This is a genomic window from Microcoleus sp. PH2017_35_SFW_U_B (genome assembly GCF_020737865.1).
Taxonomy (GTDB): Bacteria; Cyanobacteriota; Cyanobacteriia; order Cyanobacteriales; family Microcoleaceae; genus Microcoleus.
Genome location: NZ_JAEQDE010000078.1, coordinates 16689 through 38620, shown reverse-complemented (window position 1 = coordinate 38620; position 21932 = coordinate 16689). Strand labels below are relative to the sequence as shown.

The window sequence follows — 21932 nt, the reverse complement described above, 5'->3', positions numbered from 1 at the left end:
CAAAGAAACCGGGTTTTTCACCTAATTTGAGGGCTACAGCCAAAGATTTTCGTAAAAAAAGCCGGTTTCTTTAATATGAGTGCATAAGTGCTGTAGGTTTTGGTATATTTGCGAATTATGAGGAGGCTGTGGTATGGTTCGATCGCACAAACGTCAAGCTGTCATCGCTTTAGTGGTAGCCTTGGGAATAATCATCGGCAATTTAGTATTTCCAGGGCTGAATGTAGCGCCAGCATTGGCAGAAGCCAAATTTAAAGATGTTAAAGACCATTGGGCTCAAGCCTGCATAGAAGAATTAGCCGAGAAAAAAATCATCAGCGGCTATTACGAAGACGGCACTTTTCGCCCGAACCGCCCCGTCAGCCGCGCTGAGTTTGCAGCGATGCTGCGGAGGGCTTTTTCTGATGCCAAAACCGTCCGGAATCCGATCGACTTTGCAGATATTCCCACGAATTACTGGGGTTATAAAGCAATTCGAGAAGCATATCAAACGGGTTTTATGTCCGGTTCCAGTGGTAGTATTTTTAACGCGACTTTGAACATTCCCCGCTGGCAGGTTTTGGTCGCCTTAAGCAGCGGCTTGAAATATACGCCTGCTGGTTCAGCGCCTGAGATTTTGAATGCGACTTTTGAAGATGCGCGAGACATTCCCGAATTGGCGAGAAATGCGATCGCCGCCGCCGCCGAAAAACAACTTGTGGTCAACTATCCCGCCGTCAAACAGCTAGAACCGACACGCAATGCAACGCGCGCCGAAGTAGCAACTTTTCTGTGTCAGGCGATCGCCAAACCCGGCAAAACAGCCTTAGTTCCCTCGCAATACATCGCGCAAGTTCCGCCGAATATCGGCCCGCCGAGAACCACAGAAATCTCGGAGTTTGGGAAAGTTAGGGCAGAAGTGTCTTTTGTCAAAGAAGCAGAAAATGCTAAAAATATCCGCATCAAAATTATCCGTGACGGTAAAACGTTACTAGAAGAACCAGTGCTGATTCCGACTCGTTCTCTAGCAGACAATCCCGACAAAAAAGCCAGCGACGAAGTATCCGAAGGGCGTTTGTTATCCGTGCGAATCCGCGATTTGGACGGCGACAAGGAACCGGAAGTGCTGGCAGATTTAGTCTCAATTAAAAGCGGCGTCCGCTGCTGCAATTATTCGTTTATTTACCGCTACGACTCAGCCGCGAAGAAATACACTCACATCAAGCATTTTTGGGGCAATGTGAGTTACGAAATTGTCGATTTTGGCAAAAATGATATCCCGGAGTTCAAGAGTCTGGACGGGCGATTTGCTGAGGCTTTTACCAATTATGCGGATTCTCGCTTACCGCTGCAAATTTGGCAGTACCGGCCAGGTAAAATGGAAGATGTTACGAAGCAATATCCGGTGGAAGTATACACCAATGGTGCTGAGTTGTGGCTGGAATCTCGGAAGCGATCGAGCGAAGATGCAGAGGTAAAAGGCGTGTTGGCGGCCTTCATGGCGAGCAAGTATGTCGCGGGCCAGGAGGCGGAAGGTTGGCGGTTGTTGGAGGGAGTTTATCAAGGGCGCGATCGCACTCAATTCTTTGGGAAGTTGCGCGAGTTTTTGGTGAGCACTGGTTATGCGAGTAAGTAGGTTTGGATTTTTTTAACCGCAGATGAACGCGGACAAGCGCGGATAAGATGTAGGGTGCGCTAGGCGCACCTTAACTGGTTAATTATCTCAATCATGGATGCAAATGACACTCTCATGGTGGCTAATTTTTAGGTACGTAGTTGCGCTTCAGCGCTCTTATATATATAAGACAAGAGCGCTGAAGCGCAACTACGTACCTTATATTTAATATGACAGTTGCATCTAGGACTTTATTTATTTTGCTTACCATTCAAAGTCTCTCTGCACATATTCGGCTAATTCTCGATTGTGCGGCTGAAAATATTCGTGCAGTCGCTGACAGACAACATCATTCGCCGGCTGATAATTACCACCGTTATATTGTTTGTAGTCGCGGAGTTGATAATCTGGTAAATCTAAAAAATTAAAGACTTGGCTGAGTGTCGCAGCCGGATTCGCATAAAATTCTTCACTCTGCAATATTAAAAACTGTTCCCTGGGAAAAAGATTCATCCACTGTTTGAGACTGCAAACATAAAGACTCTTATAAATATAATGACAATCTTTCCAATAACTTTTATCTGCTAAACTTGTTTCGGTAGCGTCTGCGAGTAATTGTAACTCGGCATCGATCGCCTTTTCAAACGTCCTGGATTCCGTTCCGCGCCTCACCAGCATTTGATAGTGCGACAAAGCGCGATCGACTGGATTTCGCAAAATCACAATCAGCTTAACTTTTGGCAAACATCCGTGCAATCTTGACGCAGCTAGCGGGTGAGTCAGATAAGTCGGAGTTGCTTCTCCTGTCAAAAAATGATGCGCGTCTATTGGCGGCGGAAAGTGCGCTTGATACCAAGCTAATCCTTTGTTGAAATGTTCTGAGAAGAAACAGATTTCTTTATTGGCAGCAGGTAAAATCTGCGGGTGCGAAGTGATATATTTGTAGAGAGAAGTTGTGCCGCACCTCGGAGAACCGATGATGATGAAATCGGGTTCGCGCAATTGGGTTGAATTCCATTTTACTTGCGACAGTTCCGGGCGAGATGCTACAGTTTGCAAGCGGACTGCGGTTTGGAAAAGGGCGATCGACTCCTGGATTTTTCCCTGCTTGCTCAGCGCCACAGCCAAGTTAATGTAGGCTAAGGGAAAATTTGGCAAAATCTCGATAACTTCGCGGTACAGAGCCACCAAACCGTCAATGAGAGGAGAATCTTTGGGGAGGGGCGCGTACATTAACGGGAAGTAAGCGGCGGTAAAGTTTGGTTGCAGGAGAATGGCTTTTTGGTGACAGGCGACGGCTGCGGCAATTTGGCCGTTTTGTTGCAGGGCTTTTCCTAAATCGTAGTAAGCTGAGGGCGAATTGGGATTTTGGACGATCGCATTTTCGTAAAGCGCGATCGACTGTTGCAATTTCCCCTCTTCCTTTAGTGAATCTGCCACAGAACTGTCATCAAAGTTCATACTGGAATCCTGTAATAACCGCGCATCATCACCTTAATATCTAAATGCTTCATTTGGGCCGTAGAAGCATCGTGAATCATATTTTCAGTCGGTGCAATATAAGCCTCACCCGGTGCAATTCTCAGCTTCACCACCGGATATTCTGGGTAGCGCTGCATAAACTGATAAGTTAACTGTCGCGTCCAAGGTTTCCCAATATCAGCACCAGAACATCCCAGCATTTGAAAAATGTCCATCTCAGTCAAATTCACAAACAAAAAATAACGGCTGTCCCGCCCTAAATTCACACAAATCCGATTAGTAGCCTCCTGCTTTTTATCCAGCGGCAGATTGTCCCAACTATCAGTATGCAAACCGTTGCGACAACCGCGTTTGTTATCAATTGTCGCCGTACTCAATCCCGGCTGTCGGCCTCCCATACCGCTGATAACTGGCGACGAATCCGACAGACAAAAAGGCTTAAAATAGTCAATTAGTCGATCGAGTATCTGTCCGCATTTTTTCTGAGACTTAAACTCAGCCACCTGTAGGGGAGTGGTTAGCGAAGCGATAGCAGCATCAGCCAACAAAGCCAAAACATCCGCAGGTAAACGCACAATTCCGACACCCGCATAGTGGGGCGGCGGTTCGTCTGTCCAAAGCAGTGCCGACTCTGCGGGCGTCGGTTCCCTCCAAGGTTCTTTGGGCATAAAAGCACCTTCACAATACTGAAGGCTATCGGGCGAAGTGTCAACAGCTAGCTGCGTACCCGAACTCAGCCACACTCGGGGAATTGTGCACTCTTTTGTAGTTTCTAACTCCAGATTTTGACAGCGATAAATTACTATACTTTGACGGAGATTGCACATTATTTAATATTGCTCAATCGCACTTACTAAAAACCTGTTTGCAGCATCGAACTTTAGTCATATATTCCCTATTTGAAGTTCGTAGTAAGGACTTTAGTCCTATCTTCTAAGTTTCAGGTTCGTAGTAAGGACGGGAGCATCTCACTTTTGCAAAAAAGCAATTTCTTTACAGTGCGAGCGTCCCCGCTCGCGATCTATACTCGCGAGCGGGGACGCTCGCACTGTAAAATCAAAACATCAAAACTGAGATGCTCCCGTAAGGACTTTAGTCCTATCTTCTAAGTTTGTAAAGCAAGGACTGAAGTCCTGACTGCGAACTTTTTAAAGTTGGGAAATCTTGCTTAATGAGTGCAATGCGTGCAGTGAGTGCAGTGAGAACACATCGCCCCAACCTCAAACCCTTCAGCATTCGGGAACTGCCAGAGAGTTTGTGTTAAAGTTGTGCGATCGACATTCTGGCGAGGAACCGAAGAAAAAGTCAAGACGCGGGCTTCATCGTCTGTGCTTTCCACCAAAATTTCGCCCTCAGCAACCTTAATTGCATCTCGGTGCAAAATGCTGATCCCGAACATTCCAGTCATTCCCAATTCTGACAGTTTACCCGCAATTTCATTCAGGAATTCCGAGTTATTGACAACTGCTGCTGAGCGTTCAACTGCTGCCAAAACAGCTTCAGTAACGCGGACAAATTCTAAGGGAAACCAAACCCATTCGCCTGATGCTTGATTTTGTTCCACCTTCCACATATAAGGAATAGCATCGCCGTATTCTGCGGTTGGCTTGACATAAGCATTGTTGCCATCAAACTCTTCAACCAACCTCTCGTTATCCGAGAGGTCAAAGTGTTTGTGAAGCAAGCAGATGCCCACCTGTTTTTGCAAGCCGTGACTGCGGATGATAGCACCGAGTTCGGTCATGTTGTCTTGGGCTTGTTCCAGCAGGTCTCTTGCCGTGAAAAAATGCTCTAAACTATCGAAAACATCTGGCTTGTAAGATGTCAGCATACAGGTTTAGGTTCCTTCTAAATATTCACTAAGTAGACGATATTTAACTTTTGCTCAAATGTCAACTAATTGCTCGCTATTCGCAGATTAATCTTTCTTATGCGTGAATATACCGGGATTTTATGAAAAATACCAAAACCTGTTGCTGTTTTAGAGCCTAAGCTAAAATAAATATAAAATATCAGATCTAAAATCACTTAAAATGGTATATTCACCTGCTCCTTGGCACCTGCAAGGTTATGCTGTTCAGACTTTGCAATTGGTAGATGTAGCACGAGTGCGCCCCTTGGTTCCCTCTGAGTTAGAAATTGTCTGTTTATTGCCAGGAAAAACGCTAGGTGGCATTTATATATCCTCCTACGGGCTGGGTTCCGTGATGGAGTACAATGAGTTAATTGTAGTTAGCGCGATCGCCAGTTATGCAGGAAAATGGGGCGCTTGGATTTCGCACATCTACGTAGACAACCCTAACTCAGTAGCTGGCGGGCGCGAAATTTGGGGACTTCCTAAAGAATTAGCTCAGTTTAGTTGGGAAGGCAGCGATTCAGTAAAAGCATCACCGCTAGGCTACCGCGTCACAGTTAGCCAAGGAAATCTGCAACTGTGCAGTCTCAATTACAGCAAACAAAGTTTTGGATTTCCCCTACCTTTGAGCGGAAATATTTTTAGCGCCGATCGCACAAATTTGCTAATGTTTAAAGGAGAGTTCCAGTCTCGCATCGGCTTTATCAAAGGCGAAGTAGAAATCTCTGAAGAGAGTCATTTTGCCAATCTAAATTTAGGTCAGCCATTGCTCGCAGTTGGCTGCGAAGAGATGCATTTAATTGCAGGTGCGCCGAAACTTGTAGGGAACATAGCTGCTGAATTCACTTATTAGCTGGAATCGGTAGGTGGGCAATATAAATATATAGCGGCTATCAGAAAGATGAGGTACGTTGTTGGGCTTTAGCCCTCTTTGTCTGGGAGGTTATGTAAGCTGTCAGTCATACCTCATCTTTCTGAGAACCGCTATATAGCCTTTCTTAAAAAGATGAGGTACGTAGTTGGGCTTGGGCCCTCTTCGTTTAGTGGTTATATAAGCTGTCAGTCATACCTCATCTTTCTGAGAACCGCTATATATCTTTTGCAAAATTCCTTTTAATCAAATTTTGGAACGGGCAAGATGCCCGTTCCACAAAAAGAATTTTTTCTGTGGAACGGGCAGAAGAGCCCGTTCCTAGCTATTTTTGCAAAAGGTTTAATGCCCACCTTACTTTACTCAAATTAAATGCCAGCGCCCGGAGCGACTTGGGCACCCATTTCTAAAACTGTACCGCGCAGGAAATCAATTTGCTCTTGAAAGTCCATGCCTTGAATCTTTCCTAATAAAGCTTGTCCAGCTTCGGGAAGTTGATAGTTAGGAGGCACGGGAATAATAGTTCCTTCATCCATTACCACCTTCTAAAGTAGGGTTCGTAGTGAGGACTTCAGTCCTTCTTAATTTTTGCGGACTAAAGTCCTCACTACCAACTTTCTACAGTAAGGTTTGTAGTGAGGACTTCAGTCCTTATTAATTTTTGCGGACTAAAGTCCTCACTACGAACCTTTTTTTACGTAGGAACCGAGATAATAGGATTTCAAAGAAAATAGGCTGGAACACAGCCAGCCTAGAATCAGGAGAACTTTAATGGAAACTTGTGGAAATTCTAGCTAAACAAACCCGAAATACCGCCGACTGCTATTGCTCCAGCCAATGCCGAAACCACCACAGAAGTTAGAGCCGTACCGAACAACCACCAAGCAGCAGTTGCGGCGGCTTCCCGCGCATCTTCTGCTTGCTGTTTGGTCTTGTTCTTGATCTCTTTAATCCGTTTTTTGGCTTCAGTTTGCAGGCGTTCGGCGCGCAATATAACGCTGTCCCGGGCTCCTTCCATTTGGTCAACAATTCGGTGAGCGTCTGTCTCGGAAATATCGGAACGAGAACTCAGTAGCGCTACTAAAGTACCGCGATCGAATTCACCCAAACGCTGTTTAATCGCGTCAAATCCGGCCTGCGGATCGTCAAATACTTTGCGGAAGTCCCGCTTGATTCCTTCGTAATTGAGCTCCGGCCGATCGAGCGAATTGAGGTAATCCCGGATTTTTGAGAAAATACCGTCAATTGTTGACTGGAACTTGTCTTGTACCATTTGAATTTGTTCGACAAACTCGTTGCGGACAGATTCAATACGATCGGCAATTTGGTTCGCTTCCTCTTCGGAAATGTCTTCCCGCTGGGACAGCAAGGCTACCAAAGTACCGCGGTCAAAGTGCTTCAGCCGATCGCCCAAACTTTGCATCCCCGCTCCGGGTTCGTTAAACAGCAACTGCAAATCTCGCTTGATACCGTCAGGATTGAGCTCTTCCTTGTCCGTATTCCGCAAGTAATTTTCCAAACTTCCTTGGAAATCCTTGACAGTTTTTTGAGCGCGAGATGCCAAGCGGCGGGGCGATTTCACGATGCTGCGAATCGAATCTTGCACGCGATCGATCGTCCGATTGATTTGTTCTTCGCTCAAATCTTCGCGCTGCGAAAGCAACTTGACCAAGGTTTCGCGATCGACCTGAGACAGTCTTTCCCGCAGCGCCAAGGCACCTTCTTTCGGATTTTCAAACAATTTGGTCAAATCCCGATTGATGCCTTCAGGATCGAGTTCTTCCAGGTTAGTATGGCGCAGGTACTCGCCAATTTGGGCAGTAACTTCCTCGTACTGCTGCTTAGCTTTATCTGCCACAATTTGCGGTGCGTGGATAATGTTGTCGCGCACGGATTCGATTTTGTCGATCGCCCCATTTACCTGTTCTTCGCTGAGATCTTGGCGCTGCGACAGCAGTTGCACCAGAGTATCGCGATCGAATTGAGACAAGCGTTCTCTCAGCGCTTTCAAACCAGCTTGCGGGTCGCTTAACAGCGTTTGAAACTCGCGCTCGATCGCTTCAGGATTGAGTTCTTCCTTATTAGTATTGCGGAGATACTCTTCTACCTTTTGGCGCACTTCTTGCGCTTTCGATTTCGCTTGCTCTTGCAATTCTTGTGCTTTGGAAATTACGCGATCGCGCGAACTTTCGAGCCGCCCGATTAACTGATCCGCTTCCTCGGGGCTAAAATCTTCCCGCTGGCCGAGCAATTGTACCAGAGTATCGCGATCGAAGTGTGACAGGCGATCGCGCAAAGCCTCAAAACCAGCATCGCGATCTTCCAACAGCGCTTGGAAGTCCTTCTCGATACCTTCAGGATTCAATTCTTCCTTGCCAGTCGATCGCAAATAATTCTCAATCCGACTACGCAAATCTTGAGACTGTTCCTCACCAGCAGCACCTTGCACAATTTCCAGAACTTCTTGGCGCACGCTTTCAAGCTGTTCAGAAATTTCCGCAGCCTGTTCCGGACTGAAGCCCTCACGGCGCCTCAGAATGCCTGCAAAATACTCAGGATTTAACATCTCTAACTGGCCCAAAACAGCTCCCGGAGAAGCTTCGGCATCGTAAATAACATCCCTAAATTCCTGCTTGATAGTTTCTCGGTTGAGATGCCAAGGTTGAGCATTCAGCAAGTAATTTTCCACATCAGCCTTCGCTGTATTGAAAGGCAGCGCAGGCACTTTGTCGCCCACCTTAGAAGCCAAAGATTTAGCTTGTTCCTTGCCTTTTTCAGTCAATTGCTGCAACTGACCAGAGATTTTTTCCACATCCAAATCCGACAAATCCGTCCGCGACAAAACAGTGCCGACAAGAGCTTCCACACCCAACAGCATCGCGCGCTTCATGCCGCTGCTGGATTCTGATTTGTTTTCCCGACTTTCCAGAATTTGAGATAGCTTGGCATTGAGTTCATCAGACTTCAGCAAATCTGGAGCCGCAAACTTGAGAAAATCAACCAACTCTAAATTCGGGTCTTTCTTATCTTGCTGCTTGCCGAAAGTTTGCTTCCAAACACCTTCGAGTTGGTCGGCAACTTGATTGATTTCTTCCTTAGAAAAATCGCTGCGGCTGCTAATTAAATCCACAAAAGTCTGGCGGTTAACATTCTTCAGAACATCGCTTCCCGCCAGAGATTTGATATCAGTATCGCCCAGCAACTTTTCAAATTGACCGCGAATTTCCTTAACATCCAGCTTCGGTAACTGCAAAGAACCGACATAATCTTGGATGGTTTCGCGAATGCTATCCGGGTCTACAGCCGAGCCCAACTCGCGGCGGACAGCAGCCACAGACGCCTCTACAGTGTTTACCATTTGGTCGCTAGCCATCTTGCCGCCGATCGCGGAACCAGCAGTACCCATGACACCTTGAATGCCGGAAAAAGCAGTTTTAATCAAGGAACCAATCATCGAACCGACGGCGCTAGAACCGAGCCATACCAGCGTTAAAAAGTACGCCGACCAAATGACCACACCAATAATTGCCGCTCCATCTACCGAGGCAATTGAAGTTAGTTTGACCGCCAGAAAACAAGCTAAGAATAAAGCTAGGTTAACTGTGACTAAAATCCAACCGCCGACCAAGCCTTCGATCTTGCGAACTTTAGTGCCCAAACTTTCGGACTCATCATCGTCATCGTCGGGTAAAGCCTCATCCCAGTTGGAGATTTTGGCGGCGATCGAGAAATTTGTTAACAGGAATTGGAAGCCAAAAGCCATGATGACTCCGGCGATTAATGCCACAAAAAACTGAGGGCTCAGAAACATCAGCCCTCCGAGATCGGGGTGGTCAAACGGGACATCTATTTCTATTGGCATTTGAGCAATATTGAATTTGGGACTGTACAGCGACATTAATAACTCGCTTTCAAACATAAATTACCTCCTAAAGTTTGATGCCGAATTAGGCATATTGAAATCTGCCCCTAACTTTTAAGTAGGGGATTTGCAACTTTTTAGATGGTGGTTTGTTTCGTCAGGCTTTATCTTACAGAAGCCTTGATTCGTGCAATCCGGATGAGTAGTAAATCAGTTCTCTAGCTATGTCATCCTTACTGCTGATTATGGCTCTTGAAGCTGAAGAATAAATCCCTCTAAAGTCAGAAATGGTTTTTTTTGTGAGTGATAGCAGCAGAGTTCGCCCAAAAAAGGCAAGTGTTTGTAGGGGCGAAGCATGACCGCAGTGAATATAAGATTATAACTAATAACTTATATGCGGTCATGCTTCGCCCTCTTCAAAAACCAGATGCACCCGGCAAGTTTGAAGCGGGGGCGATCTATAGTAGTAAGGTACGATGCGGCGCACCCTACATATCGTAGAGTGCGCTCTATAGTTAGGATTCCGTTTGATTTTCCGGGAGAAAACGAGCTAGTAATTCCGGGCGATCGAGCTGCATAATCAGTCGTATGATTTCAAGAGGTTCAAGTTGAATCAAAGGCTCAATTATTGGGGCTAATTCTTCATCGATTTCGCCAAATCTTACTTGTAATATACTCTCAAGAGTCTCGCGTTTACTTTGCTGAATACCTTGCTGAATACCTTGCTGAATACCTTGCTGAGTTGCTTCTTCAAGCCGTTTTAAATAGAGCGGTGACAGTTCCATAATTAACTCCCGATCTTCTCGATCTATGTCTTGGCGGACTTCTCATATCGTTCGCAAGTTGTACAACAATTCTAACGCGTTCAACCGAAACAAATTATCAGACGGTAATTCTCTCAATTCGGTAATAGCTTGCTTTTGCACGTTTCCCTTCCCCAAAACCCTAAGCCACAGCGTTTCGGGAGTGCGGGGGAGTTGGTGAATAGCAATGATTGCTGCTTTCAGAGACACATTCAAAAAATAAACTCCACTTACCCAATTTTCAGGTTCAGAAGTCGCCCCAAATCCAGCTAGCATCGCATCGGAAACAGTCGGCGACAGTATCCAGAGTTGGGGCAAATCAGCCTCTGCAATCTGGGTATTATCTCTAGTGGCGACTCGTTCATATTCAGCATGGACATCAAAGAGTTTACCCAGACAACTGCGAATTTCTCCGGTTTGCACAGGACTGCGGAATGGTTCAATTACAGCGGGTTTTGCTGCAATTTGACCCAGAATGCCGAGGGCTGTGGGTTCTACATCAGGTTCCGCTTTTGGGGCAAAGAAAACGTCAATCTGCCTCACTTCTCCAGCAATGTCATGGCTGGTTGCGACATTACCGAGAGGGGTTAATAGTTCTTTGAGATATTGTTTTGCGAATTGATCGTGAATGAATCTGGTCATGAAAATTATCAGCTATAAACTGTTTAAAAACCTCGCTATCAACCAATACCGTTGGGTTAAAACCGTCTTGGAGTCAAAACGATCGCAAAAATAGACTCTGCGTTGGCGAAGCCTGCCCGAAGGGCTTATGCTTCGTTCCTCTCTTCGGACAAGCCTAACTGAACCGTATTGAGCTATCAACTGTCAACTGTCAACTGTCAACTGTCAACTGTCAACTGTTTGCAGCATTTCCCCTCACAGTTGCGCCGGCTGCGAATACAGCCGTACTCCTCAAAACGTTCGCTGTGTTTGCGAACAGTAGGATAGGCTACCAGATGTAAAGGAATTCCGATTAATTTGTACAGCAATCGACCAGCAGCATGAAGAATATCCCAAATTTCGCTTAAGTTAGGTTCTCGCACAAATTCTCCAATTTCATCTTGTAATGCAATCCACTGAGATAGGAGAGTAGGATGGTGACAATTATCAAATGCTGCCATACCTTTTTGATAATTTTTCCAAAGTTTATTCATAGATTTCATCAAATCAGGCTGAGTTCTGATAATATCAGAAGTTAATCTGAGATGACAATTATCCGGTATTTTAAGGAAATCAGCCAATGCGACTCTCTCAAATGCTTTTCGTCACCCTGCGGGAAGACCCCGCAGAAGCAGAAATCCCCAGCCACAAACTATTACTCCGTGCTGGATACATCCGACGCATCGGTAGCGGTATTTACGCTTATCTCCCTTTGATGTGGCGAGTTCTTAAAAAAGTATCCCAAATTGTGCGCGAAGAAATGGACGCTACCGGCGCTCAAGAATGTCTCCTCCCGCAACTGCAACCGGCCGATTTGTGGCGGGAATCCGGCCGCTGGGATACCTACACTCAAGCTGAAGGTATTATGTTTGCTATGAAGGATAGGCAGCAGCGAGAAGTTGGACTGGGCCCGACTCACGAAGAGGTAATTACTACAATTGCTAAGGATATGATTCGTTCTTATCGGCAATTACCCGTACATCTCTATCAAATTCAAACTAAGTTTCGTGATGAAATTCGCCCGCGTTTTGGGTTGATGCGTGGCCGCGAATTTATTATGAAAGATGGCTATTCTTTTCACACGAGTGAAGAAAGTTTGAAGAAAACTTATCAGGATATGGCTCAAGCTTACAGCAATATGCTGCGCCGATCGGGCTTGGAATTCCGAGCGGTAGATGCTGATTCTGGTGCGATTGGCGGCTCTGGTTCTCAAGAGTTTATGGTGCTGGCAGAAGCGGGTGAGGATGAAGTTCTATATACTGAAGATGGTCAGTATGCTGCTAATGTGGAGAAGGCTGTGTCGATGCCTGCTGATGCCCAAGCTTCGCCTTTTGCAAGTTTTGAAAAGCGGGAAACGCCGGGAACTGAAACAATTGCTAAACTTTGCAAGTTTTTGAAGTGTTCTCCGACGCAAGTTGTCAAAAATGTGCTTTATCAGGCTGTTTATGATAATGGCATGACTGTCTTGGTGTTGGTAAGCATTCGCGGTGACCAAGATGTGAATCAGGTAAAGTTGCTGAATGAATTGACAAAGTTAGCGGGAAATTATCAAGCTAAAACTGTTTTGTTTTTGACTGTTCCTGATGTGGAAGCTCAGCGGAAATGGGCGGCTAAATCTTTGCCTCTGGGTTATATGGCTCCGGATGTTGCTGATGATTATATCGCTGGAAGTAAGGAGGTAAATTCTAAGTTTTTGCGTTTGATCGATCGCACTGCCGTCGATCTAACAAACTTTGTCACTGGTTCTAACGAGTCAGGATACCACGTGGTCGGCGCCAATTGGGGTAAAGAATTTCCTCTGCCAGCAACGGTTGTGGGCGTCAGAACTGCTAAAAAGGGCGATCGGGCGGTGCACAATCCCGAACAAACTTTGCAAACCGCCAGAGGCATCGAAGTCGGCCACATCTTCCAATTAGGCACCAAATACTCGCAAGCCATGGGCGCCACCTACACCAGCGAACAAGGCGAAGAAATGCCCTTTATCATGGGCTGCTACGGCGTCGGCGTGTCGCGGCTGGCTCAATCTGCGGTAGAACAATCCTACGATAAAGACGGAATAATCTGGCCAGTGGCGATCGCGCCGTATCACGCCATCATTAGCATCCCCAATATTTCCGACGCCCAACAAGTAGAAGTCGCCGAAAAACTCTACAATGAACTCAACCAATCCGGAATTGAAACCTTACTAGATGACCGCGACGAACGAGCAGGAGTTAAATTCAAAGATGCAGATTTAATCGGCATTCCCTATCGCATTGTTCCGGGTCGTTCGGTGAAATTAGGGAAAGTTGAAGTTGTGGAAAGAGCAACTCACAAAGCCCATGAAATTCTGATTGAGGAAGTCAATTCTACTTTAAAACAGTGGATTGATGCTGCCATCAAATAAGTTTTTGTAACGGTAATACCAATTTAATGTGAAGTTGCATATATCTCGATCCCCTAAATTCCCCTGGTGGGAGGGGGGACTTTGACCGGAATCTTGTCCCCCCCTTAATTAAGGGGGGTTAGGGGGGATCGGATTCGGGAGTAGCCTCACAAAAAATTGGTATAAGGTGCTTGCTGCACCTACATTGAGGCTAGCAAGGTGCGCGCAGCGCACCCTACATAAACTTATATAAAACTTAAAACTCGACATGAATCTGAACCTAAATCAGTTTCTTCGATTCCCTCAATCCCGAATAGGGCGCTACTTAGCCCAAGTAACTCTCGTGGCGATCGCTTACGCCGTGGGGGCGAGGCTAGCATTTGCAATTCAAGGTGTCAATCCCTTTGCTTCCTCGGTGTGGCCGCCCGCAGGAATTGCACAAGCCGGACTTTTATTGTTTGGCCCAAAAGCCTGGCCTGCGATTGTTTTGGGTATATTTTTCCTCAATTTAGTTAACCCAAGCGAACAGATATTTGCAATTTGGGTGGGAGGCAACGTAGGAGCAGTTTTGCAAGCTGTTTTTGCAGCCACTGTGCTGCGCTGGCTGGGGTTTCGTCCGTCTCTAGAACGTTTGAAAGATGTAGTTAATTTAATTTTATTGGGCGGTTTAGTTTCTACTCAGATTAGTTGCACTATTGGCGCGTTTTCCATATATTTAGCTGGCAAAGTAGATTGGGCAGAATACTGGTCGCTCCGGTGGAATTGGTGGCTGGGAGATGCAATGGGAGTTTTAATTTTAACTCCTTTGATTTTAATATTTTTGCGTCCTAAGGCAACCGCCGATCGCTTAAAAAGACAAACCGAACTCCCTAAAAATTATTTAATTTGGCGGGGAGTATGGTTAATATTATTAATTGGGGTAAGCTGGCTTGTCTTTGAGTCAAAAAATGAAGCTTCTATTTCTCGCTATCCCCTGGAATATTTGCCGTTTCCTTTGATAATTTGGGCGTCGCTCCAATTCGGTCAGCGGGCCGCTGTCTTAGGATCGTTTCTTGTGTCAAGTATCGCAATTTTTGGCAGTTCTCACGGATCTGGGCCATTTATAGCTAAAGCCGAAAATATTAGTCAGGCTATCTTATTTTTACAAGCTTTTATGGCGGTAGTTACGATTACTTCGTTGTTATTAGCCGCGACGGTAGCCGAACGCGCGGAGGCAGAAAAATCTCTGCGAGTAAGCGAAATTAAATATCGAGAATTGGTGGAAAATGCTAACAGTATTATTGTCAAACTATCTCCCGACGGCACGATTACTTTTTTTAATGAGTTTGCAGAAATATTCTTTGGCTACAATCAGGAAGAAATCCTGGGGAAAAGTGCTGTGGGAACAATCATTCCCATGAGCGACATCGAAGGGAATAACTTAGAGTTGGTTTACAATCAGATTTTACAAAATCCCGATCGCTTTACTAGCTATGAAAATGAAAATATTCGGCGTAACGGATCTCGCGTTTGGGTGTCTTGGGCAAATAAGCCGCTGGTTGATGCAGCAGGAGAACTTTTGGGCATCCTCTGCATCGGGACAGATATCACCGATCGCCGAAAAGCTGAAATAGAGCTGCTTCATCTGAACGAAAAGCTGGAAATCCGAGTTGCAGAGCGGACAAATGCCCTGAAACAAAGCGAACTTCAGCTACAGAAACAGAAATCGGCATTAATTGATTTAGCCAAAAATAAAGCGCTGAATCAAGGCGACTTAACCAAAGCGCTTCAAGAAATCACTGAAACTGCTAGCCGTACTCTGGAAGTTGCGCGATCGAGTATCTGGTTGTACGATCGCCCTAAATCCAAGATGGAGTGCCTGGATTTGTTCGATCGCGCCCTCAACCAGCACTCAGAGGGTATGGAATTAGCAGAAGCAGACTATCCTGTCTATTTTCAAGCACTCCGAGAAGAGCGCGCAATTGCTGCCTTTGACGCCCAAAAAGATTTTAGAACTAGAGAATTTGTGGAAGCTTACCTAATTCCGTTAGGCATCACTTCCATGCTAGATACGCCGATTCAGATAGGCGGAGAAACAGCAGGAGTCCTCTGTTTAGAACACGTAGGAATGCCGCGTTATTGGACTATCGAAGAACAAAGTTTCGCTGTTTCTCTAACAGACTCTGTAACTTTTGCAGTGGAAGCGCGAGAACGCCAGCGCGCTGAAGCAGCCCTGCGACAAGCTGAGGCAAAATACCGCAGCATATTTGAAAATGCGATCGTCGGCATCTTTCAAACTACTCCAGATGGAGAATATCTTAGCGTCAACCCAGCTTTAATTCGCATTTATGGTTACAGTTCCTGTGAGGAAATGCTGGAAAAGTTAACTGATATCAACCGCCAGCTATATGTAGACCCGGAACGCCGCGCCGAAGTCATCCACTTAATGCGAACAAACGGCAAAGTATCGGATTTTGAATCTCAAGTTTACCGCCAAGATGGCAGTATAATTTGGATTTCCGAAAATGCTTATACTGTCTGCGACATACATGGAAATTTGCTTTATTACGAAGGTACTGTCGAAGATATCACAACTCGCAAAGAAGCTGAAGCAGCTTTGCGCTTAGAACAAGAAAAATCTGACCGTCTCCTCCTCAACGTTTTGCCGCAAGCGATCGCCGAAAGACTCAAACAAGACCAAAGCATCATCGCCGATACTTTTGCCGAAGTCACAGTATTGTTTGCAGATATAGTCGGTTTTACTCAAATTAGCTCCCAAATTTCTCCGCCGGAATTAGTTTCCTTGCTTAACGAGATTTTTTCGACATTCGATCGCCTAGCCCAAAAGCACGGATTGGAAAAAATCAAAACCATTGGTGACGCTTATATGGTAGTTGGAGGGCTGCCGATGCCCCGCAGCGATCACGCAGAGGCGATCGCCCAAATGGCCCTGGATATGCAGCAGGCAATTATTGACTTCAGCAATACCAACAATCAAGATTTCAGCATCAGAATCGGCATCAACAGCGGCCCGGTTGTCGCCGGAGTCATCGGCATCAAAAAATTTATCTACGATTTGTGGGGAGACACAGTTAACACCGCTTCCCGTATGGAATCTCACGGCTTACCCGGTCAAATTCAAGTTACATCTGCAACTTACGAGCGATTGCAGGACAAGTATTTATTAGAAAGTCGCGGCACCATTGAAGTCAAAGGCAAAGGCGAGATGAACACTTATTTTCTCACAGGAATCAAGTTATAAAATAAGGAAGATGAAAGAGGCAAAAAGGAAGAAGTAATAGTAGTTGTAGGGTGTGTCGCTAGTGAAAAAACCTCAATTTAAATCAATTTTTTGAGTAGCAACGCACCTGTGCTTAGCCCGTACAAACAAAGCCAACAATTCTATTTAAATAATTAAAAATTCCCTAATAGTTTTGACGGTTGGTATAGTTAGTTAAAAATATAAAAGTCACTATGAACCAAAACAAAAATCAATTTATGCGATTTATTCAATCTATAAATTGGCAATATTTAGGAAAAATAGCTGTCATTGCCTTTGCTTACGCTTTAGGAGCTAAAATAGCATCTTCAATCCCCGGCGTGAATAAATTAGCTACCTGCGTCTGGCCGCCCGCAGGAATTGCCCAAGCAGCAGTTTTATTATTTGGTCGGCGCCTTTGGCCGGGAATAGCTTTAGGCGTATTTTTTTACGAGACTCTCAACCTCAAAATATCCTTAATAAATGCAACAATTAGTGCTTTTTGCGGTTGTTTGCAAGCTTTATGTGCATTTACTTTGCTGCAACAGTTCAAGTTTCGCCCCTCACTGGATCGACTAATTGATGTAGTCAGTTTAATCTTTTGCGGTGCTGTAGTTGCCACTCAAATCAACTGCACTCTCGGCACGCTGCGGCTGTGTTTGACTGGTCTTATTGACTGGAGCGAATATTGGGAAATTCGGTGGAATTGGTATCTTGGAGACACCTTAGGAGTTTTGATTTTTACTCCTATGCTGCTAATCTTTTACCAAAAGATAGCGACACGCAATCAACAAAAAATTAAGATTAAAACACTTGTAAATATAATTTTATGCGCCATATGTTTGCTACTATTAATAATAGTCAGTTGGCTAGTATACACATCAAAAACTGATAGTAATCTATCCGGCTATCCCCTAGAATACTTGCCATTTCCGTTGGTGATTTGGGCAACCATTCAATTCGGTCAGCGCGGAGCTGTTTTAGCATATTTTATTGTATCCAGTATTGCCATTTGGGGAGGCTCTCAGGGATCTGGCCCGTTTATTACCAAAGCCATAAATATTAATCAAGCAATCTTATTTTTGCAGGCTTTCATGAGCGTAATTGTAATTACTTCGCTGCTGTTAGCTGCCACAGTAGCAGAACGCGCATCAGCAGAGGATTTGCTGCGGCAAAGCGAAGTTAAGTATCGGGAATTGGTCGAAAATGCTAACAGCATTATTTTAAAACTAGATACAGAAGGTAATATTACTTTTTTTAACGAGTTTGCACAGAATTTTTTTGGTTACAGAGAAGAAGAAATACTGGGAAAACACGCAGTTGGCACAATTCTACCCCAGACAGATACAGGGGGAAACGACCTGGCCGTGTTATTGAGCAATATTTTAAATAACCCGGAACAGTATACAACAAATGAAAATGAAAGTATGCGGCGCAGTGGATCTCGCGTTTGCGTATCCTGGGCAAATAAACCGCTGTTTGATGCGGCCGGAAAGTTCGCGGGGCTGCTGGCAATCGGTACGGATGTCACAGACCGCAGGCGGGCTGAAATTGCGCTTTGCAAGCTGAATGAAGAGTTAGAATCTAGAGTTGAAGAACGAACTAATGCTCTCAATGAAACTTTAAATGCACTGCGAGTTCAACAAGCACAGTCAGAACGGTTGTTGTTGAATATTTTGCCTGAAGAAATAGCAAATCGGTTGAAGCGGGGAGATAGCACGATCGCAGATACTTTTGCTGATGTTACTGTATTATTTGCGGACATCGTAGGTTTTACTCAATTGAGTGCGCGAGTTTCTCCAACAGAATTAGTTGCGTTGCTGAATGATATTTTTTCGACTTTTGACAACTTAGCAGAAAGGCACGGTTTGGAAAAAATTAAGACGATTGGCGATGCTTACATGGTAGTGGGAGGGCTGCCAATTACTCGCCCAGATCACGCAGAGGCGATCGCAGAAATGGCCCTGGATATGCAGCAGGCAATTATTGAATTCAGCAATACCCACAATCAAGATTTTAGTATCAGAATCGGGATCAATACCGGCCCGGTTGTCGCTGGAGTCATCGGCATTAAAAAATTTATTTACGATTTGTGGGGAGACACCGTTAACACAGCTTCCCGCATGGAATCTCACGGTTCGCCTGGGTGCATTCAGGTGACAGTGGCAACTTATCAGCAATTGCGAGAAAAGTATTTTTTTGAAAGCCGCGGTGCGATCGAAGTTAAAGGTAAGGGGAGGATGACTACTTATTTACTGAAATGCCGAAAATTCCTCTAATACCATTTTTCTCTAAAAGTTAAAATTTCCTGGACGCATCAATGCCCAAGAAACCGGGTTTTTTATCTAAATTTAAGGTTATGATGCAGTGTTTATCTAAAAAAACCCGGTTTCTGCCTCAACTTTTTCAGTATATAAAAGTAAGGGCGATCGCACTTTTAATGTATACGATCGCCCTTTGCTCAACTAACAAGATTATTTAAAGCTTGTAAAGATTAATTCCAGCTTCCTTAGCCATAATTTCCAAACCCTTGTGCTCCAAGGTTTTAATCGCCTTCGTAGAAAGGTGTAACTTGACCCAACGCTTCTCCTGCGGCCACCAAATCCGCTTCCACTGCAAATTTGCTTCTTGCAACTTGTGAGTGCGGTGGTGCGAGTGAGAAACCGCAAAACCGTTGTTCGCCTTCTTGCCCGTTAGCTGACATTTCCGTGACATATTGCCCTCCAGACTACTTTTTTTTGATGCAGCCTTTTATTATATATCAACTGCGTAGAACCCCCCTAGCCCCCCTTGTTAAGGGGGGGACAAGAAAACCTCCGATCGCTCTCTCAGCAAGGGAAATCAACTTTTGCTTCCGCAGTTGGCTTGCGCTTGGGCTAAGGTATGTTGTTGGGCTTTAGCCCTCTTTCCTAATCTTATAAAGAGGGCTGAAGCCCAACAACGTACCTAGTTTGTATAAAACCACTCCCCCTTAGCAAGGGAGGGGGGTTAATTACATTGCACGTTCAGTCAATTTTGTCAAGACGTGGTTCGATCGCTCGACAAACTCCTGCATCCCTTCAGCATCGAAACCCTTCTGGGCCATCAAAGCCAAGTCATAAACGTGGTGACAAATCATGCTGGCCAACTGCGCCGAGGGAGACTCGCCGCCGCCTTGAATAATCGCACCCTGACTCAAATTAGCCAGATTTTGAATCAGCGGGTGAGACGTATTCACCAGCAAAACGTGTTCATCGGGGAATTGCGCTGCTTGCTGCTGCAAAAGCGCCGTCATATCGCGCATCCGGCGCAAAGCTTCTGGTAACAGGACGATCGCAGGTGGCGCCGCCTCAGCAGAGTCAGACTTCAAAGCTTCTGTGCGGATGTTTACTTTTGGCTTGTTGAGAGCATTTTGGAACAGTTCTTTAACTTGTTCGCTGCGAGTTTTATTAGTCGCCGGATCGACAATTTCGGCTTCTTTTTCTTTGTCAATTAGTGTGTCGTCGATGTCGGAATCCACCCGCGAGAATTTAACATCTGAGTATTCGCGTTCCAAGAAACTGATAAAGTGCGTGTCAATGAAAGAATCCATAAACAGCACTTCTAAACCTTGGCTTTTGTGCAGGGCGACGTAAGTTGCTTGTGACGCAGGTTCTGTGCAGTAAAATACGCGGTTTTCGTGGCGTTTTTGATTGCGTTCCAAATACTCTTTCAGCGTCGTGTAAGGTTGCGTCGAACTAGAACTGTCCGATTTGGGAGTGACATCTTGCCACAAATCTCCGTCCTCAGTTTGTACCTGCACTTCTGGCGTTGCAATTTCTGGCTTTTCTGCTGTTGGTTCGTAGGTGCTGCGGTAGATTAAGATATCTTCGACTTGTTTTTTGAACTTATCATCGTTGAGAGATCCAAACTTGACAAAAGTGCCGATATCTTGCCAGCAACGGATGTATTCATCGCGGTCGTCGCGGTAAAGTTCTTTTAGGCGATCGCCCACTTTCTTCGCAATATAATCAGCGATTCTTCTGACTGTGCGATTGCTTTGCAAAGAACTGCGAGAAACGTTCAGCGGAATATCGGTACTGTCAATGACTCCCCGCAGCGGCATCAAGAATTTTGGAATAATTTCTTCGCAGTGATCGCTGACAAAAACTTGGTTGCAAAATAGCTTGATATTACCTTGGGTAACATCGACATCCGGCCGCAATTTGGGAAAGAAAAGAATGCCGTTGACAATGAAAGGATAATCTGTGTTCAGGTGTACCCAAAGTAGCGGCTCGTCTTGAAACGGATAAAGATAGCGGTACAATTCTAAGTAATCTTCTTTCTGCAAATTGCTGGCTGCTTCCCGCCAAATTGCCTTATGCTTGTTGAGTTCCTCTCCCTCAAATTTGATCGGAACTGGCATGAAATCGCAGTAAGTTTTGATTAGCTGCTTAATGCGAGTGGCTTCTACATATTCTAGTTCTTCGTCTTGGAGAGTGAGAGTAATCGTAGTGCCGCGTTCGGTGCGGGCGGATTCTGATAGTTCAAAAGCGGGTGAACCATCGCAATACCAATGTACTGCTTGTGCGCCTTCTTGGTAAGAAAGGGTGTCTATGTCTACTTTCTGAGCGACCATGAAAGAAGAGTAGAAACCAAGTCCAAAGTGGCCGATAATTGCGTCGTCGCCACTGCCTTGATATTTTTGAATAAATTCTTCGGCGCTGGAGAAGGCGACTTGATTGATGTATTTTTTTACTTCGTCGGCTGTCATCCCGATGCCGTTGTCGGTAATTGAGAGTGTTTTGTTTTCTTTGTCGATCGCAATATTGATTTGTGGTTCGCCAATGTCGCCGCTGTATTCGCCGGAACGGGAAACCATTTTGAGTTTGGCTATGGCATCGACGGCGTTAGAAATTAGTTCCCGCAAGAAGACTTCGTGGTCGGTGTATAGCGATTTCTTGATAATCGGGAAAATATTCTCGGTATGGATTGAGATTGTTCCCTGTTCTAAAACTGTCATAGATTTTCTCTCTGCTGACTGATGATTAATCACTATTTATTGATTTTGGGCGATCGCGCTACATATTGCCGAAGGGATTACCACAAAAAGATGATTCGGTTTTCCTCACATCTTGCACAATTCTCAATAAGCCTTTCACGGGCGGGCAGGATGCCCAACCCCTACTCCCCACAACAAGATTTAGTTTTTGTGGAACAGGCATCTTGCCTGTTCTTGAAAAT

Annotated in this window: 13 protein-coding genes and 1 pseudogene; 5 read left to right on the top strand and 9 right to left on the bottom strand. The window is 45.2% G+C overall.

Going from position 1 to position 21932, the window contains the following annotated elements; genetic code table 11:
* Window positions 1-133: 133 nt before the first annotated feature.
* Complete coding sequence (locus JGK36_RS21715) at window positions 134-1615, top strand: S-layer homology domain-containing protein (RefSeq protein WP_293196848.1); 1482 nt, start codon at window positions 134-136, stop codon at window positions 1613-1615.
* A gap of 243 nt (window positions 1616-1858) precedes the next feature.
* Here JGK36_RS21715 and JGK36_RS21710 read toward each other — a convergent pair whose 3' ends face one another.
* From JGK36_RS21710 to JGK36_RS21700, 3 genes are all read right to left on the bottom strand, one after another.
* Window positions 1859-3055, bottom strand: a complete 1197-nt coding sequence (locus JGK36_RS21710; protein ID WP_293181136.1) for a tetratricopeptide repeat protein — start codon at window positions 3053-3055, stop codon at window positions 1859-1861.
* Window positions 3052-3903 (bottom strand): hypothetical protein, encoded by an 852-nt coding sequence (locus JGK36_RS21705; RefSeq protein ID WP_293196847.1) that lies wholly within the window; start codon window positions 3901-3903, stop codon window positions 3052-3054. The genes JGK36_RS21710 and JGK36_RS21705 overlap by 4 nt, the downstream gene beginning before the upstream one ends.
* A gap of 341 nt (window positions 3904-4244) precedes the next feature.
* Complete coding sequence (locus JGK36_RS21700) at window positions 4245-4907, bottom strand: glycerol-3-phosphate ABC transporter substrate-binding protein (protein ID WP_293181130.1); 663 nt, start codon at window positions 4905-4907, stop codon at window positions 4245-4247.
* A gap of 202 nt (window positions 4908-5109) precedes the next feature.
* On the opposite strand from JGK36_RS21700, the gene JGK36_RS21695 reads away from it, so the two are divergent.
* Entirely contained in the window at window positions 5110-5784 is a 675-nt protein-coding gene (locus JGK36_RS21695; protein ID WP_293181127.1) for an acetoacetate decarboxylase family protein, read from the top strand.
* Window positions 5785-6170: 386 nt separating this feature from the next.
* On the opposite strand, the gene JGK36_RS21690 is transcribed toward JGK36_RS21695, so the two are convergent.
* From JGK36_RS21690 to JGK36_RS21675, 4 genes and pseudogenes are all read right to left on the bottom strand, one after another.
* Complete coding sequence (locus tag JGK36_RS21690) at window positions 6171-6338, bottom strand: orange carotenoid protein N-terminal domain-containing protein (protein WP_293181124.1); 168 nt, start codon at window positions 6336-6338, stop codon at window positions 6171-6173.
* 254 nt (window positions 6339-6592) lie between these two features.
* Window positions 6593-9721 (bottom strand): MFS transporter, encoded by a 3129-nt coding sequence (locus JGK36_RS21685; protein ID WP_293196846.1) that lies wholly within the window; start codon window positions 9719-9721, stop codon window positions 6593-6595.
* 458 nt (window positions 9722-10179) lie between these two features.
* Window positions 10180-11109: pseudogene (locus tag JGK36_RS21680) on the bottom strand (hypothetical protein).
* A 197-nt stretch (window positions 11110-11306) separates the two neighbouring features.
* Entirely contained in the window at window positions 11307-11621 is a 315-nt protein-coding gene (locus tag JGK36_RS21675) for a hypothetical protein (RefSeq protein ID WP_293181117.1), read from the bottom strand.
* An 86-nt stretch (window positions 11622-11707) separates the two neighbouring features.
* Between JGK36_RS21675 and proS the strand changes: the two genes are divergently transcribed.
* From proS to JGK36_RS21660, 3 genes are all read left to right on the top strand, one after another.
* Entirely contained in the window at window positions 11708-13513 is a 1806-nt protein-coding gene (gene proS, locus JGK36_RS21670) for a proline--tRNA ligase (protein WP_293181113.1), read from the top strand.
* A 247-nt stretch (window positions 13514-13760) separates the two neighbouring features.
* The gene (locus JGK36_RS21665) at window positions 13761-16733 is read left to right on the top strand and encodes an adenylate/guanylate cyclase domain-containing protein (protein ID WP_293181110.1); all 2973 of its coding nucleotides are present in this window, start codon (window positions 13761-13763) and stop codon (window positions 16731-16733) included.
* Window positions 16734-16945: 212 nt separating this feature from the next.
* Window positions 16946-19009: an adenylate/guanylate cyclase domain-containing protein gene (locus JGK36_RS21660; RefSeq protein ID WP_293191023.1), complete on the top strand. Its 2064-nt coding sequence runs from the start codon at window positions 16946-16948 to the stop codon at window positions 19007-19009.
* A 199-nt stretch (window positions 19010-19208) separates the two neighbouring features.
* On the opposite strand, the gene rpmB is transcribed toward JGK36_RS21660, so the two are convergent.
* Entirely contained in the window at window positions 19209-19445 is a 237-nt protein-coding gene (gene rpmB / locus JGK36_RS21655; protein WP_293196845.1) for a 50S ribosomal protein L28, read from the bottom strand.
* 277 nt (window positions 19446-19722) lie between these two features.
* A complete protein-coding gene (gene htpG, locus JGK36_RS21650; RefSeq protein WP_293196844.1) occupies window positions 19723-21711 on the bottom strand; it encodes a molecular chaperone HtpG in 1989 nt (662 codons plus the stop codon).
* Window positions 21712-21932: the final 221 nt, after the last annotated feature.

Bases quoted from the DNA above. Each gene is read 5' to 3' on its own strand.
- rpmB (WP_293196845.1), bottom strand. From the start codon at position 19,445: ATGTCACGGAAATGTCAGCTAACGGGCAAGAAGGCGAACAACGGTTTT.
- JGK36_RS21695 (WP_293181127.1), top strand. From the start codon at position 5,110: ATGGTATATTCACCTGCTCCTTGGCACCTGCAAGGTTATGCTGTTCAG.
- htpG (WP_293196844.1), bottom strand. From the start codon at position 21,711: ATGACAGTTTTAGAACAGGGAACAATCTCAATCCATACCGAGAATATT.
- JGK36_RS21715 (WP_293196848.1), top strand. From the start codon at position 134: ATGGTTCGATCGCACAAACGTCAAGCTGTCATCGCTTTAGTGGTAGCC.
- JGK36_RS21675 (WP_293181117.1), bottom strand. From the start codon at position 11,621: ATGAATAAACTTTGGAAAAATTATCAAAAAGGTATGGCAGCATTTGAT.
- JGK36_RS21710 (WP_293181136.1), bottom strand. From the start codon at position 3,055: ATGAACTTTGATGACAGTTCTGTGGCAGATTCACTAAAGGAAGAGGGG.
- JGK36_RS21690 (WP_293181124.1), bottom strand. From the start codon at position 6,338: ATGGATGAAGGAACTATTATTCCCGTGCCTCCTAACTATCAACTTCCC.
- JGK36_RS21700 (WP_293181130.1), bottom strand. From the start codon at position 4,907: ATGCTGACATCTTACAAGCCAGATGTTTTCGATAGTTTAGAGCATTTT.
- JGK36_RS21705 (WP_293196847.1), bottom strand. From the start codon at position 3,903: ATGTGCAATCTCCGTCAAAGTATAGTAATTTATCGCTGTCAAAATCTG.
- JGK36_RS21665 (WP_293181110.1), top strand. From the start codon at position 13,761: ATGAATCTGAACCTAAATCAGTTTCTTCGATTCCCTCAATCCCGAATA.
- JGK36_RS21685 (WP_293196846.1), bottom strand. From the start codon at position 9,721: ATGTTTGAAAGCGAGTTATTAATGTCGCTGTACAGTCCCAAATTCAAT.
- proS (WP_293181113.1), top strand. From the start codon at position 11,708: ATGCGACTCTCTCAAATGCTTTTCGTCACCCTGCGGGAAGACCCCGCA.
- JGK36_RS21660 (WP_293191023.1), top strand. From the start codon at position 16,946: ATGAACCAAAACAAAAATCAATTTATGCGATTTATTCAATCTATAAAT.